Here is a 14,871-nt window from a genome sequence, read left to right on the forward strand (position 1 = left end):
GAGCGGGCGGATTTTGGAGTCCAGCAGCGGGATTTGCCCTTCCCCTCATCCTCGCGCATGCCGGCTCCACCCTTCCGGCCCACGGGAAGGGGGGAAAGCTGCCCCCAGTCCTTCCCGTGGGGGAGAGGGAGGAAGTGAAAAGCTCCTGTCGAGAAGCGCTGGGGCGGACGGCCTCTGTTCGGCGGGGCGCGGGCGGATAAAACATGAACATCTGGTTCAGCGAGTGAGAACTCCCGGCGCTGCACCTCTCGCCTGCCGATCTACCGGTTTTGGAGGGGAAGCGCACCGCGGTCTGCCGCCGATCTCCCGGCGTTCCCGACCCATCCTGTGAACATCGAGCAATAGGGTGACACTGCTATGACACGATGGGAAATTTATGAATACCTTCTCAAGGGATTGTATCTGGGTTTGTGGGTATTTCTGGCATTGCAAGTGCCACAGGAAGAGGCTGATCTTTGGGTAAAAATTGTCTGGACGACGAGTTGGATGGTGATAGCATTTGTTGTTGTATTTTTACTGGCTTCTCTTTGGCAGGTAATTCGGGGAATACGTCCGTGGAGGAATTGGTTAGCGTTTCCGATATTTGTTTTATTAGAGAGTCCGACGTTTATATATACAGGCATATTGATGGGTGTGGTGATTAGTGTGTATTCGGGGAATCCGGCGGCGGAGGGCTGGGTGGGACCGCTGGTGGAGCGGTTGGGCAGCAGTTTTGAGGACATCCGCCACAGTTTTCCCAGTTCCGAGTGGTTGAGTTATTGTATTGCTGGGGGATTGCTGTTAGGTTATGGGTTTTATCGGCTGCGGCAGACGGAGGAGCCGCGCTGGCGGCTGTGGCTGGGGCTGGTCCTGGCGGCGGCGTTGGCCTATGTGGCGGTGGCCTTCCTCCAGCGGTTGGAGGCGTTGGATTCCCCCTGGAGCCGGTGGTATCTTGGTATTCATCTCATGTTAGGAATACCCTTTTTCTACATATTGTCATTTTGTGGAGAAGCGGAGGAGTCAGAAGTGGAGATTATGGCATTATGTGCTACATTGGGAGCATCATTACATCTCTTGGGATTTGGGCAACAGATACCCGGTATGGGAGGTGCAACTTCGTTTTTGGTTCCTTTGTTGATTTACTATGTTTATGCGGTTTTTTTGCTTCCGCCGTTGCGTGTATTCAAGCATGTGTTGCGTGGTTATAGTTATATGCATATTGGGCAGTTGCGGGTAGCGTTGGGTTTTTTCCGGCGGGCGTTGAAGTTGGATCCGCGCAGTCGGTGGGCGCTGGAGGGGATGATTCGTTTGCATCGGCGGTTGACGCCGGCGGTGATTGCAGCGGATGCGGAGCTGGCGCGGGTGGTGGATTATGGTTTGTGTTTGGATCGGGCGGGTGCCCTTTTGATGCACCCGCCGACGGCGGAGCAGATGCGGGAGGCGGAGGATTTTCTGGCGTTGGTGGAGCAGAAGCAGCCGCGGTTGCAGGCGCGGGTGGATTATTTGCGGACGCTGGCGGATTTGCACCGGAAGGATTACGAGGCGGCGGCGGCGCGGCTGGCGCGGCTGCTGGACCCGTCGGCGGGATATGATCCGGCGGTGCGGCAGGAGGTGTTGTTTGAGGCGTGGGAGCTGGCATTGCGGCTGCATCCGCGGATGGCGGAGGTGGGCCAGGCGGCGCTGCGGCAGCCGGGGCGGCGGATGGAGGCGATCGCAGCGGTGGAGCGGCGCTTGCGGCGTGAACCGCAGAATGAGTCGGCCCGGCAGCTCAAGCGCGAGTTGTACGCGGAGTTGACGGAGAGCGAATTCATCGCGGCGGTGTCGCCCGAGGGCGAGGTGCCCCAGGATTTTGACTATGAATTGACAGCACAGCTTGGGCAGGCGCTGTTGGACGATCCTGAACGGCAGCGGCGGGAGCGGGGGCGGGAATTGCTCCGCATTGCCGCGCGGGGTCTGGCGGGGCGGGCGGTGGGGCTGTATGTCCAATTGGCCGATTCTTACGAGAAGGACGGGGAAGCGGAGAATGCCCAGCGGGCGCTGACGATGGCCTGTCAAGTTGCGCAGCAGATTGGCCCGCGGCGGCTGAGCGAAGAGCAGTACCGGCATTATTTGGCGGCCTTGCAACGGCTGGCCCAGGAGGCGGAGCGGCAGCAGGATTATGCCCGCGCCATCAGTTATTGGCGGCGGTATTTGGAAGACGGAGGGACGGCGGCGCTGGAGACGTATCGCAAGCTGGCCGAGTTGTACGGACAGATCGGCGATCCACTCAATGGATTACTCATGGTAGAAACAGCGTTAACTTATGATAAGAGCGACGCGGATTTGTTGCGGAAGAAGGATACATTCTACTATTCACTTGATTCTAAGCGTCTCGAAGAGGTGCGCGAGAAGGTGGCGCCATGGTTCGATGTCGATTACTGCGTGCGCAAGGCGACGGCGGTGCTCAATGCTCAGCAAGCGAGCGTGGAGCTTTTGGACTGGGCGGCGCATTTGGCGCAGTTGGCGGCGTTGATGCGTCCGCAGAGTAATGCGGTGCGGCTGGTGCAGGCGCGGGTGTTGTTGCGGCGGGGGCAGCGGGAGGAGGGCCTGAAACTTCTCGAAGACATCCACTACGAGAGCGAGAAAGGGAGCGGAGCGGAGGAGGAGGCGTGGTATTTGGCGACGAAGCTTTTGGGGCAGCTTTATCTGGAGGAGCTGAACAAGCCGGAGAATGCGTTGCACTGTTACCTTCAGTACAAGGAGTATTACAAGAGCGGGGCGGACACGCTGTATCAGATTGCGCGCTGTTATGAGGCGCTGGGGGACTGGGTGCGGGCGATGCAGCATTACAAGGCGGTGACGGGTTTTGAGGGGCACCCGCTGGTGTGGGAAGCGGAGGCGGCCTTGCGGCGTTTGCAGGAGGGGAGCCGCTAGGCGGGGGGTTGGTCCCTTGCTCGAAGGGGCTGGGGGGTGTTGCGATTGGAGGCGGAGAGTTGGGGGTTGCGGCGTTCAATGCCCTGGGGATGGGGAGGATGGGCCGGGGGTTATGTGTGGGGGCAGGAGGTAGTAGAGGACGGGAAGCACGAAGAGTGTCAAGAGCATGGCACTGAAGAGGCCCCAGACGATGACGGTGGCCAGGGGGCGTTGGACATCGGAGCCGAGGCCGGTGGCGAGTGATGCGGGCAAGAGGCCGAAGATGGCGACGATGGCGGTGATGAGGATGGGGCGTAAGCGTTGTTGTGCTCCGGTGAGGATGGCAGTTTTGAGGTCGAGGCCGGCTTCCCGGAGGAGGTTGATGCCGCGGACCATGAGCACGCCGTCCATCATGGCGATGCCGAAGAGGGCGCAGAAGCCGACTCCGGTGGAGACGTTGATGTGCATGTGGCGTAGGTCCAGGGCGATGATGGCCCCGAGGGAGGCGAAGGGGATGCCGGCAATCACGAGGATGGCGGAGGTGAGGGAGCGGAAGGTGATGATGAGCAGGAGGAGGATCAAAAGGATGGTGAGTGGGATGAGGTAGAGGAAGTGTTGGCGGGCGCGTTCGAGGTTTTCGAACATGCCCAGCCAGGCGACGCGGTAGCCCGGGGGCAGCAGCGGCCGGATGGTGTCGTCGAAGTGTCGCTGGGCTTCTTTGACGAAGCCGCCCTGATCACGTCCCACGATGTCGCAACGGACGGTGAGGCGGCGGCGGCCATTTTCGCGGGCGATGATAGTTTGGCCATCGACCAGTTCGATGCGGGCGACTTGATTGAGGGGCACCGGTAGTCCATCGGGGGTGTACACGGGCAGGCGTCCGATGGCGAGGGGGGAGTTGGCGACTTCGCGGTCGACTTTGGCCACAATGTGGAAGCGGCGTTCGCCCTCGTAGACGGTGCCGATTGGTTCTCCGCCCAGGGCGATATTGATCAGGTCGGTCACATCTTCGATGCGGACGTTGTGCTGGGCGCAGCGTTGGCGGTCCGGCGTGATGACCAGTTGGGGTTGCGGTCCTTCCTGTTCGATGTTGACATCCTGGGCGCCGGGGATGGTGCGGATGAGGTCGGCGGTTTGCTGGGCCAGCTTCAGGAGTATGGCCAGGTCGGGGCCGGAGAACTCGATGGCCAGATTGGCGGAGGTGCCGTTGGTGTCTTCGGTGACGCTGTCGATGATGGGCTGGGTGAAGTTGAAGCGTGTGGTGGGGAATTCTTCGCGGAGGCGTTGGCCGATGGCGGCGACCAGGTCGTGTTTGCTGCGGAATTGCGTCCAGTGCTCGCGGGGTTTGGGGCCGATGAGGATTTCGAGCCGGCTGGGGGGGAAGGGGTCGGTGCCGGAGTCGTTGCGGCCGGCCTGCACGGTGATGAAGTGGACGTCGGGAAACTCCAGGACGACTTCCCGGATGCGCCGGCCATATTCGCTGGATTGCCGCAGCGATGTGCCTTCCGGGAAGTTGGCCCGCACCCAGATGACGCCTTCGTCCAGGTAGGGCAGAAACTCGGTGCCGAGGCGGGGAAGTATGTGCCCGGCCACGGTGGCCAGGCCGCAGACCACGCCGGCCAGCACCAGCCAGCGCGCACCCAGAAAGGCCCGGAGTAAGCGCTCGTAGATCGGGCGCGCTAGGGCGAGCAGTGGGTTCTCCCATTCGTCGTATCCCCGGCGAAAGATCAGGCTGGCCAACACCGGCACGACGAACAAGGCGAAGAGCAAGGCTCCCAGCAGCGCGAACACCATCGTCAGGGCCATCGGGCGGAAGAGCAGCCCTTCGATGCGGGACAGGGACAGCAGCGGCAGATACGCCACCAGGATGATGAGCACGGAAAAGAAGATGGGCCGTTCCATCTCCAAGGCGGCCTCGAGTACCAGGCGGGGGACCGGGCGGCTGTCACCCCGTTGTCGCGCCTCCCCCAGCCGTCGGGCGATATGCTCCGCCATGATCACCGCACCATCGACAATGACCCCAAAATCAATCGCGCCGATCGAAAGCAAACCAATCGGAATGCCCGTCAGATACATCAAAATGAAGGCAAACAGCAGGGCAAAGGGGATGGTCAGGGCCACCAGGGCGGCCATCGCCGGACGACCCAAAAACAGCAGCAACACCAGCACCACCAAAGTGATGCCCAGCAGGACGCTATGGGTGACCGTATGGAGCGTCGCATCCACCAGATATTGGCGGTCGTAGAAGGGAGCCACGCGCACCCCCGGCGGCAGCAAGGCGGTATTCAACTCTTCAACGGCGGCGTTGATCTGGGACAGGACGCGCGAAGGATTCTCTCCCTTGCGCAGCAGGACAATCCCTTCCACCCCTTCATCGTGATAATCCTTGCTGAAAATGCCCGATGGCGGGCGGTAATCCAGGTCGACAGCCGCCACGTCCCGCAGATAAATCGGAATCCCACGCACCGACTTGACAAAAATTTTCTCGATGTCCTGTAACGACTGGATCGCCCCGCTGCCGCGGATCACAAACGACATGCTGCCCCGCTGGAGCAAGCTGCCGCCTGCCGAGGCATTGTTCGATTGGATGGCTTCGATCACATCCTGGAGGGTCAGGCCGAAACGGTCAAGGTCCGCCGGGCGAAACGTCACCGAATACTGTTTCTCCAAGCCGCCAAAGTTCGTCACCTCCGCCACGCCGGGTACCCGCAACAGCCGGGGAATAACCACCCAATCGTTTAGCTCGCGGAGCTCCATTAGGCTGTGGCTGCCATCCGAAACCAGTTCATAGCGATAGACTTCTCCGTAGGCGGTTGCCAGCGGTCCCAGCTCTGCTTCGGCTCCTTCGGGCAAGGAGACGGTGGCGAGCCTCTCCTGCACGCGGGCCCGCGCCCAGTAACTTTCCGTTCCCTCCTCGAAGATCAATTGCACCACCGATAAGCCGAAAATGGTCCGCGAGCGGATCGTCTCGACCTTCGGCACCGTCCGCATAGCCGTCTCGATGGGTACGGTGACTTGCCGCTCGACTTCCTCCGGAGCGCGGCCCGGATACACCGTGATCACCTGGACCATCTGGGCGGAAATATCGGGGTAGGCGTCGATCGGTTGATGCCGAAAGGAGTACCAGCCGGCCCCGCAGACGGCAGCAGCCAAAATCAGCACCACCCATCGCCAACGGAGGGCACTGGCGATCAACGAGGCGATCACGGTTGGCTCTCCCCCAGTTGCAGAGCGCGGATCGCCAGCGGCTTGAACAAAATGGTTTTCTGGCCGATCACCCGCATTCCTTCTGCCACCCCAGAGAGGACCTGGATGTCGTTACCATACGGTTCGCCAAGCTGGACTTCCGTGACCAGCCAGGTGTTGTCCTCCCCGGCTACCAGAACGTAGTCCGAGCGGCCTATGTGGAGGACGGCTTCGGCGGGAACGAGCAACGACTCGCGTGGGTCCGTGCCCAGGCCGATCTCCGCAAACATGCCAGGGCGCAGCTTGTCCGCGGGATCATCGATGGTGAACAGCACCCGCAGCAGGCGCCGCTCCGCCGAGAGCATCGGCGCAATCCGCTTGACCCGGCCCGTAAACGTTTCTTTGGGCAAGCCAAAAAACCGCGCCCTGCACCCCTGGCCGATCTTGATCTGATGGAGCCATCCCTCCGGCACTTCGGCCAGCACAATGTCGATGTCGGAAGCGGCGGAGCGGAGCAACTCCGGGTCCAAACCCGTCTGTTGCAAGCGGCGGACTTGAATGGCTTCCTCGCGTCGGGAAGCGTGGAGGGCGATTTCCGCCTGGTGAATTTCCCGCCGTTCGCTAATTTCCATCTGGAGCAACTGCGCCCGCTCGACGGCCAGGTTGTTGACCGCATCGGTCCCCGCTTCCACCAGCTTTTCCAAACGCCGGACGACTTGACGCTGCGCCTCCAGCCGGGCTTGGGCCAATTGCTGGACCAACTCCAATTGCCGCTCGTTGAACGCAATGTCGGCGATGGCTTTTTGCCAGTCGGTGTAGGCGGTCAACATCTCGTTGGAGTCGAACTGCCAGAAGTCTCGCCCTTTGCCATTGCCTGGACGCAAGCTCGCCACCACACGCCCCGTGACGGTCAGGATCGGCTCGCTGAGCACCACCTTGCGTACCGGAACCACCTCGATTTTTTGGGCCAAGAGGCTGCCCGGTGCGATGTGAATGCAGTTCGGCCCCCGGATGGTGACGACTTCCGGCGGGGGAGCGACCCGTTTGACCGGTTCCGTCGGCGGTTCCAGAGGGTTCGTCAGCAAATACACGAGGAAGGTTATCGAGCCGGCTAACGCCAGAACAAATTGCAGCCACGACCACAGCCTGCTCCATCGCACGGAGGTGGATGGGGACGGTGAAACCGTCGGCGCTGAGGGCGGGGACGAAGAAAGCATCATGATGCACCCACTGGCTTATTGGACAGCCTCATCGTACCAGCCCTATTTTTTGTAGGGAATCGCAAGTTTCCCGACATTTGCCCCCACGGCCTATCTCAGCTCCGTTTTTTGATCGCATCAGTCATCCATACTTTGGAGTCGTACGTATCTCCGTCTGTGATCTATTGTCCTGAGAGTTATCGTGCTTTGGAATCGTGCGTATCGCTGTTCGTAATTTGTTATCTTGAGAGTTATCGTGCTTTGGAGTCGTGCGTATCGCTGTTCGTGATCTGTCGCCTGCACCAGTTCGTCGCCTGCGCTTGAGCCAGCGAGCTAATCGAAAGTTGCGGAACGCCTAGGAATGCCAGGAGCCAGGAGCCAAAAGCTAGTAGCCAGGAGCCAAAAGCCAAAAGCCAGGAGCCAAAAGCCAAAAGCCAAAAGCCAAAAGCCAAAAGCCAAAAGCCAGGAGCCAGGAGCCAAAAGCCAAAAGCCAAAAGCCAAAAGCCAGGAGCCAGGAGCCAAAAGCCAAAAACCCAAAGCCAACAGGCGGAAACGTTGCAATCTCCCAGGCTGTCCTGCCTCCTGCGGGGCCGTGTGCGGGAGGAAAGGGAGCGGTGCGGGAGCAAGCGGCTTGGGAGCCGGGCAGCGGCTTTGGGGGCAGAAAGATTAGGGACGGGAGGAAGGCAGGAAGGGGGTGAGTGACTCCGGGTAGTCACCGGAGTAGGCGATCCAGAGGGCGTCCAGGGGGTGGGCGATCCAGAGGGAGGCGCCGGCGGCGCGGAGGTGGCGGGTGATCTGCATGAGGCAGCCGACGTTGCCGGTGAAGACGGCCTGGGCGCCGGTGGCGAGGATGCGCTGAGCTTTGCGATCGCCGAGGCGGGCGGCCATTTCCGGCTGGGTCAGGTTGTAGCTGCCAGCAGCCCCGCAGCAGAGTTCGCTTTCCGCGAGGGGGACGAGTTCCAGTTGGGGGATTTGTTCCAAGAGGGCGCGGGGCGGGCGGGCGATCTGCTGGGCGTGGCGCAGGTGGCAGGCGTCATGGTAGGTGGCGCGCAGGGGCAGGGGGTAGCGCGGCGGTCGAAGACCGAGTTCGGCCAGGAATTCGTGGACATCGCGGACTTTGCTTTGGAAGCGGGCGGCGGCTTCGGCCCAGGGGGTGGAGTGCAGCAGGTGGGCGTAGTCCTTCAGTTGCGCCCCGCAGCCGGCGGCGTTGGTGATGATGGCGTCTAGCTCTGCGAAGCGGTCGGCCTGTTCCGCGCCGAAGACCTGGCAGTTGGCGGCGGCGAACTGCTGAGCGGCGGCTTCCTCCGCGGCGTGGTAGTGCAGCGCCCCGCAGCAGGTTTGGCCTCGGGGAATCCACACTTCGCACCCATTGGCTTGCAGCACGCGGGCCGTGGCGTAGTTCGTCTGCGGATAGAGGGCATCGGCGACGCAACCGAGGAACAGGGCGACTCTCGCCCGGCGCGGCCCGATCGGTTCGAGCACTTCCGGCAGTTCGCCGTAATGTGGCTCCAGGGGCGGGAGCATGGCCCGCAGGGTTTGCAGGGAGCGGGGGAGGAGGCGGACCAGTCCCAGGCGGTCCAGGAGGCGGTCCAGGCCGGTCCATTGGAGCAGGCGGGCCGGGGCGAGCAGGAGGCGGTTCCGCCAGCGGTAGGGGAAGACGTGGAAGAGGAGCCAGCGCTGCCAGGGGGTGAGGGTGCGTACGGCTCGGCCGGGGAAGCGTTCGGCGATGGCCAGGCGGAAGGGTTCGAGAATGCGGCCATACTGGACGCCGGAGGGGCAGGCTGTTTCGCAGGCGCGGCAGTTCAGGCACAGGTCGAGGTGCCGTTCCACATCGGCATCCCAGGGGAGCACGCCGTCGAGGACCTGGCGCATCAGGTAAATCCGGCCGCGGGGCGAGTCCGCCTCATGACCGGTTTCCACATACGTTGGGCAACTGGCCGTGCACAGGCCGCAATGCACGCAGTCGAGCACCAGTTCGTAATCCAGATGGGGCTGCAAGCGCGCTGGTCCGCCGTGGGCAGCCGTGACGACCGGCAAGGGATGACGCCCGGCTGTCATGTCGCCGCCTGTAGGAATTTCCGGGGCTTTCCCGGCGTCTGCTGCTGTCGGAAGTGTTGGACAAGTCGCTGTCACCATAGCTGCATCTCGGCTTTCACGTTCCGGTCCCGCACCAGCCCGCCGCTGGGGTGCTCTCGATCCGGGGGAAGGAAGGCGGGGCGGCGTCCGTTCCCTTTCTCATCTTACAGGTCGCCGAAGAGCCGGCCGGGGTTGAAGACGTTGTCCGGGTCCAGGGTGCGCTTGAGTTCCCGCAGGAAGGTCCAGGTGTCGGCGGGGGGGTCGGCACCCCAGAGCCAGCGTCCGCGTTTGCCGGCCAGCGGGGCACGCCAGAGGATGCCCCCGGGGGGACCGTGGTTCTCCGGTAGGGCGAGCCGGTGCCGCCAGAGGATGCCGCTGAGCGCGTGGGCGTGGACCCAATCGCCCTCCTGGGCCGCCTGCCGCAGGACCTCCGCCATCTGGCTAGGTCGGCAGCGCACCTTCTCCACCACGGGCCGGGGCGAAGCGCTGGGCCAATCCGTGAGCCGCTGCCACAATCCCGCCGGGTCCGCCACTTCGACCCCCTCCGCGGGAAGCCCCGCCTGGCGTAATTCCTCCTCCAGCTTCTGCCACTGCCAGCGCACCGTCACCGCTTTCTCCTCGTAGCCGACCGCCACCAGCCACGGCGCCTCCGGACGGTCTGGCGGCAGCGCCATCGCCTCCCAGGTCTCCCGGCTCAGGGCTTCCACCGCCACCGGTCGCGTCGCACTCCCGTGGAGCGCATCGAGCATCGGCCCCAGGTGTTCGTCCGCGCAGCCGAAGACGCGCGCCGCCGAGCATTCCGGCCGAGGACGCACCTTGAGCGTCACCTGCGTGATCAGCCCCAGGGTCCCTAGGGCGCCGATGTGCAGCTTCATCAGGTCGTAACCCGCCACGTTTTTGACGACCCGCCCGCCCCCTTGCACTTCCACCCCGTCGTCACTGAGGAAGCGGATGCCGATGACATAGTCCCGCCACGTGCCGTAACCATAGCGCCGCGGACCGCTCGTGTTCGCCGCCAACGCCCCGCCCAGGGTCGCGCGCGGCCCCTGGGGCGTATCCACCGGCAGCCACTGCCCCTCCTGCCCCAGCACCGCCTGAAGCTGCCCCAGCGGGATCCCCGCTTGCACCGTGATCGTCAAATCGCGGGACGGATAATCCACGACCTGCTGCCAGGCCGTTGTCTCCACGATGGTGCCGCGCCGCAAGGGCGGATAGCCCAGCTCCTGCTGCGTTCCACCCCCGCGGGGAAAAACCCCCTCGCCCCGGCTCCGCGCCGCCCGGATCAACTCCCCGGCCTCACTCACGCTCCCCGGCACCACCACCGGGCACGGCTGCTGCGCCGCCTCCCAACTCCCGCTCACAGCCCCCTCCGCTTCCAGACCCCCGCTCACAGCCCCCTCCGCTTCCAGACCCGTCTCCGTTTCCCCTTCCAAACCCCGATCCTGTCCTCCCTCCGTGCCACCGTCTAACTCTTCCTCCTGCTGCTGGTGTTGTACGAATCCTTCTCCACCACGCCACGTTGGGCCACCGGACTTCCGCCTGCCTTTCCTGAGAGACCGACATCTATCTTTCTCAGGAACAACATCGCACCGCGGCGTTCTCGACTGCCGCACGCTATGGGGACGGGAATTTCTGGTTTAAGCCGTCAATCAAGGCTGAAGTGAAAGGTGATCCAGTATGAACGCCGGAGCTGTACGATCGTTGAGGGCGCCACCAGAGCACCACCGCTAGGGGACAGACGAGGAGCACAGCTAGTGAGATCAAGTCGAGATGACGAACCGCCATCCACCCGCCGCCGAACGGCACGGGCGTCAGCTACTAAGAAGGGAGGGAGCGAAGCAGCTGTCGGTTGGATGCGCTTGTTGTATCGCCTTTTGGATTTCAAGGATCAAGACCATGATTGCTCAATTTCCAATGGCCGCTACCGACGTTTGCCCCAAATAATCTGTTAGTACACGTTCAAATTCCCGTGTTGCATCAACTGTATTTGTAGTTGCATGTGCAACCTCATGTAAGAGAGTTGCCGCATAGTCCCTGAGAGAGGAAAGCTTTCTGCGCCTAATTACGATAGCATGAATAGACGGGTCCCATATTCCTTCGGTGTCATCAGTGGTCACTCTCATGGTTTCGGAAATTCGTATTGGGGGGACTCGATCGGGAGTCAGACCGACAAGCGCGAGTATCTTCGGCGTAAAATCGTAGATGCGGCGTTCTTCTGGCGTCAATTGATGGAGGTCAACAAACTTATACTCAAAACTATCATTATATTCTCGGACATACTCTTCGAGAATCCGAACCCGTAGTCCACCCGCCTCAATTTGGGATTGCAGCTTGGATTTTTGCTGATCGGTGATAACGATAACTTCATAGCCATCCAACTTAGCATTATCGAGGATGTTGGGCATTGATTGAACTTCCTGCTCCGTGAAATAAACCACCTTTCGTCGTTGGTGCATGAGGTTAAGAGCCATTTGACTGATTTCAATCCACCCCATCTCGTCGCTTTGGTCTCCCGTTGCACGCTTTTCCACTTGGTCGACAAGTATATCTTCAATTGTTTTACTTTTTGCACTCTTGAGGATGGCTTTTACTCTATCGGCGTAAGTGGTCCTGCCCACATTTAACCTTTCGCGATTGAGTTTCTTTTTCATGGAGTCAGTCAAACTGGTGATGTTGTATGAGAAAAGAAAATTAGGTTCCTCGCTAGCAAACACCCCCAAGATGTATATGCGGGCCGCGCTCCCTTCTTTACGCCGTAGGATTTGGCCGTAAGTAGTTGTTTCCAAGATTTCTTCGTTAGAGAATCTCAGAAAGAGTGATTTGGCCTTCGCCATATCTACGTCGGTCACACCATGCAAAATAAACTCTGTACCGTGCATGTTGTTGGGCGAGTCATCATACTCCACATGAAGGGTCACAATGTCACTAAACCCATGCTTATGCTCTTGTCTAAGGCGAAATGTGCCGAATGGAGAACGAATAAGGACGCCGATCCCCCTGCGATGAAAAGTCGCCAATGCATCCTTGAGTCCAACACCGAACTTGCCAATGACCCCTGAAAGCGCATTGAGTTTTTCTTCATTTTCATTCAGGGTAAAGTGCTCGATCTTCAGCCCACGCCCAAAATCGCGAATATGCCAAGCGCCCTGACTGTCCTTAAAAATTTCTATCTCGGCAGTTTGGGAGATGACCTGCTCGTCAAGCGCATTGGCGATGACTTCTCGCAAGGCGTGTTCAACTTCCCAATTCTCCAAAACTTCCACGATGTTGAGGTCAAAGGTTCGTATTGCCATCTGTTTTCCTCCGAAGGTGAAGACGTGCCACAATCATTACGAACGGACCGAACGAATCTATGACCGCCGCCGGCTGGCCATCTCCAGGAGGAGGCCTGTCCTTCCCTTCAACCACAAGCTGGAAACTTTCCCACAAACGCCATTTTGCCCCTTGATCTGGGTCAGTGCAAGGCGGTTGTGGACGGATTCCGAGGCGAGGTCCAACCGGAACGAGAAGTCAATTCCCCCTCCAGCTTCCGAGTCGACACCATTGCGCCGCCGCTCCGGGGAGCTGCACGTCTGAGCAAGCCGACCCGCCTGAGAAAGTCCACCTGCCGCTCCGCCCCGTCCCGTGCCGCGCTGGCTGCGGCCGACTACTTACGATCGTCGGAAAATGGCCAGCCACTCTTGACGGAGCTGATCTGCTGTGATTCCAAGTCCGCGCAGGTAATCGGCCGCGGGGCAAGGGCTGCCCAGCAATAAGCTCATGATCAAGTGTTCTGTACCCACATGCCGATGCCCCCAGGCTTGGGCCTGCCTCTTGGCCTGCTCCAAGACGCACTCCAGTTCGGGACTGAGCACCGGCCGTCGTGGCGACGGCGCCCGTGGAGTCGCTTCGGCCAGCGCCGTGATCTCCGCCAGGGCGCACCGCAGGTCCACGCCAAGCCGCCGCAGCACCGCGTTGGCACAACCGGCTTCGAGCGTTGCCAGGCCGAGTAACACGTGCTCGGGAGTGACGGCCTGATGGCCACGGCGGACCGCGTGCCTCCGTGCGGCGACCAGGACGTTGACCGCTCGGTCGGTGAAACCCTTCAGGCTGTAGCGAAGCGCGAAGACGAGCGAGGACCAGTCCATCGCACCCCCTCCCTCGCTGAACACTCCAGCTCCGCGGCGGGGTTGCCAAAGCTATGAGCCTGGGAAAGCCTATCCGCCGCCGCCCGCCGCCGTATTGGGTTCGTCATCTGGGCCGCGGACCTTCTGACCCCACTTGTCGTACTCAGTGCCGCACTCGTCGCAAGTGCACCCACCCCACAAGAACTGACGCCAATTGCGCGGCCGGCGGATGACCGGCGCCGGCGTCCCACACGCAGGACACTGAACTGGCTGGAGGTTGATGCCCCAGCGACCCCGCTTGCGGACCGTGTCACGGACCACGAGGAACACGCCGATACCCAATACCAGCACCATGCCAATGGCGAGGGCCGCAACAACGATCATCGCCCCATCGTCGTCCATTGGCCTGTCCTCCTCGCCGAACGTCCCCGCTCCTTAGTCCGGACCACTCCGGTGAGCTACAAGCTCCCGGAACCGATGTTGCAGCCCCAGTCCGTCGCGCCGCGCCGGGTGCGGTGCGCCTCACGAGCGGACGAGGGCACCCAGCGCCAGCGAGATGACCACCTGGATCACCAGATAAAGGCCGGCTGCTAACCCCGCCCGCTTGAGGTCCATGTCGCAAGTCAACATGATGGCCACGGTAGCGCACGCAGCCCCCACGATCAATCCCACAAAAAACAGCGCCGGGGGCAAGACGGCGTTGAGGACCGCTGCGGGAATGACGGCGGCGAGTACGCAAAGGATCATCTTGCCCCAGCCGGGAAATTCCCCTCCCTCCATCGCCGTGATGATGATCCCCAGAATCGCCGCCCCGAGAATCAATCCGAGCATAGGGTGATCCTCCGAATGGCCCGCCTCCGCCGCCGAACGCTCCGCTCCAACGGGAACACCAGCGGCGCGCTCGACTTCCCACCCACGCATCATACCCCACATGCCGCCCCGGCCTAATCTTCTGGTTCCGGTTCGGCCAATACCCACGGCACCCGCGTCTCAAACTCCAATTGCACCAGCGGCAGACCCGCGAACACCTCGCGCACCAGCGCCAGGTCGGATGTGAACCCGAACTTCAAGCCCGGCACCAACTCCTCGAATCGCATTAAGCCGACGTTGTTGACCCACTCCACCAAGTCCTTGCCCGCGACGATCGACCCGACCAGGTGAAACCAACCGCCCGTCAGATACAGGCCGGACGGCTCGCGGCACCAGTGACACAGCTCCGCGGGTTTGGTCGGGTCCACGCCGAGAGTGTCGAGCAGGCGGACAAACTCCGGGGGAAAGGTCCGGCCCGCGGCGGCGTCGAAATTGCGGCACTGCTGGCAGGAACAGCCGGTGCCCACCGGAAGCTGAGCATAGCAGCGCCGGGTCGTGTCCGGATCGCAGTCGATCAGCCATCGGCCTACCGGCAGACGCACGGGCGCCTCTGCCCTCCATTA

The 14,871-nt window shown here is 61.6% G+C and carries 10 protein-coding genes; 1 reads left to right on the forward strand and 9 read right to left on the reverse strand.

The window, feature by feature from the left end:
* Positions 1–357: 357 nt before the first annotated feature.
* Positions 358–2,892 (forward strand): tetratricopeptide repeat protein, encoded by a 2,535-nt coding sequence (locus H0921_RS15115; RefSeq protein ID WP_194539358.1) that lies wholly within the window; start codon positions 358–360, stop codon positions 2,890–2,892.
* A gap of 75 nt (positions 2,893–2,967) precedes the next feature.
* Here H0921_RS15115 and H0921_RS15120 read toward each other — a convergent pair whose 3' ends face one another.
* From H0921_RS15120 to H0921_RS15160, 9 genes are all read right to left on the reverse strand, one after another.
* The gene (locus tag H0921_RS15120; RefSeq protein ID WP_194539359.1) at positions 2,968–6,078 is read right to left on the reverse strand and encodes an efflux RND transporter permease subunit; all 3,111 of its coding nucleotides are present in this window, start codon (positions 6,076–6,078) and stop codon (positions 2,968–2,970) included.
* On the reverse strand, positions 6,075–7,148 hold the full coding sequence (locus H0921_RS15125; RefSeq protein WP_194539360.1) for an efflux RND transporter periplasmic adaptor subunit: 1,074 nt from the start codon (positions 7,146–7,148) through the stop codon (positions 6,075–6,077). Before H0921_RS15125 ends, H0921_RS15120 begins: the two co-directional genes overlap by 4 nt.
* 774 nt (positions 7,149–7,922) lie before the next feature.
* Complete coding sequence (locus H0921_RS15130) at positions 7,923–9,314, reverse strand: (Fe-S)-binding protein (RefSeq protein WP_194539361.1); 1,392 nt, start codon at positions 9,312–9,314, stop codon at positions 7,923–7,925.
* A gap of 182 nt (positions 9,315–9,496) precedes the next feature.
* Positions 9,497–10,723 (reverse strand): FAD-binding oxidoreductase, encoded by a 1,227-nt coding sequence (locus tag H0921_RS15135; protein WP_194539362.1) that lies wholly within the window; start codon positions 10,721–10,723, stop codon positions 9,497–9,499.
* Positions 10,724–11,236: 513 nt separating this feature from the next.
* Positions 11,237–12,625, reverse strand: coding sequence for an ATP-binding protein (locus H0921_RS15140; protein WP_194539363.1), 1,389 nt, complete (start codon positions 12,623–12,625; stop codon positions 11,237–11,239).
* A gap of 357 nt (positions 12,626–12,982) precedes the next feature.
* Complete coding sequence (locus tag H0921_RS15145; RefSeq protein ID WP_194539364.1) at positions 12,983–13,459, reverse strand: Clp protease N-terminal domain-containing protein; 477 nt, start codon at positions 13,457–13,459, stop codon at positions 12,983–12,985.
* Between the two features lie 69 nt (positions 13,460–13,528).
* On the reverse strand, positions 13,529–13,840 hold the full coding sequence (locus H0921_RS15150) for a hypothetical protein (RefSeq protein ID WP_194539365.1): 312 nt from the start codon (positions 13,838–13,840) through the stop codon (positions 13,529–13,531).
* Positions 13,841–13,960: 120 nt separating this feature from the next.
* Positions 13,961–14,362 carry a hypothetical protein gene (locus H0921_RS15155; RefSeq protein WP_194539366.1) on the reverse strand — a complete coding sequence of 134 codons (402 nt, stop codon included), beginning with the start codon at positions 14,360–14,362 and terminating at the stop codon, positions 13,961–13,963.
* Between the two features lie 20 nt (positions 14,363–14,382).
* Positions 14,383–14,850, reverse strand: coding sequence for a hypothetical protein (locus tag H0921_RS15160; RefSeq protein ID WP_194539367.1), 468 nt, complete (start codon positions 14,848–14,850; stop codon positions 14,383–14,385).
* Positions 14,851–14,871 lie beyond the last annotated feature (21 nt).

It is taken from the genome of Thermogemmata fonticola (assembly GCF_013694095.1).
Lineage (GTDB): Bacteria > Planctomycetota > Planctomycetia > Gemmatales > Gemmataceae > Thermogemmata > Thermogemmata fonticola.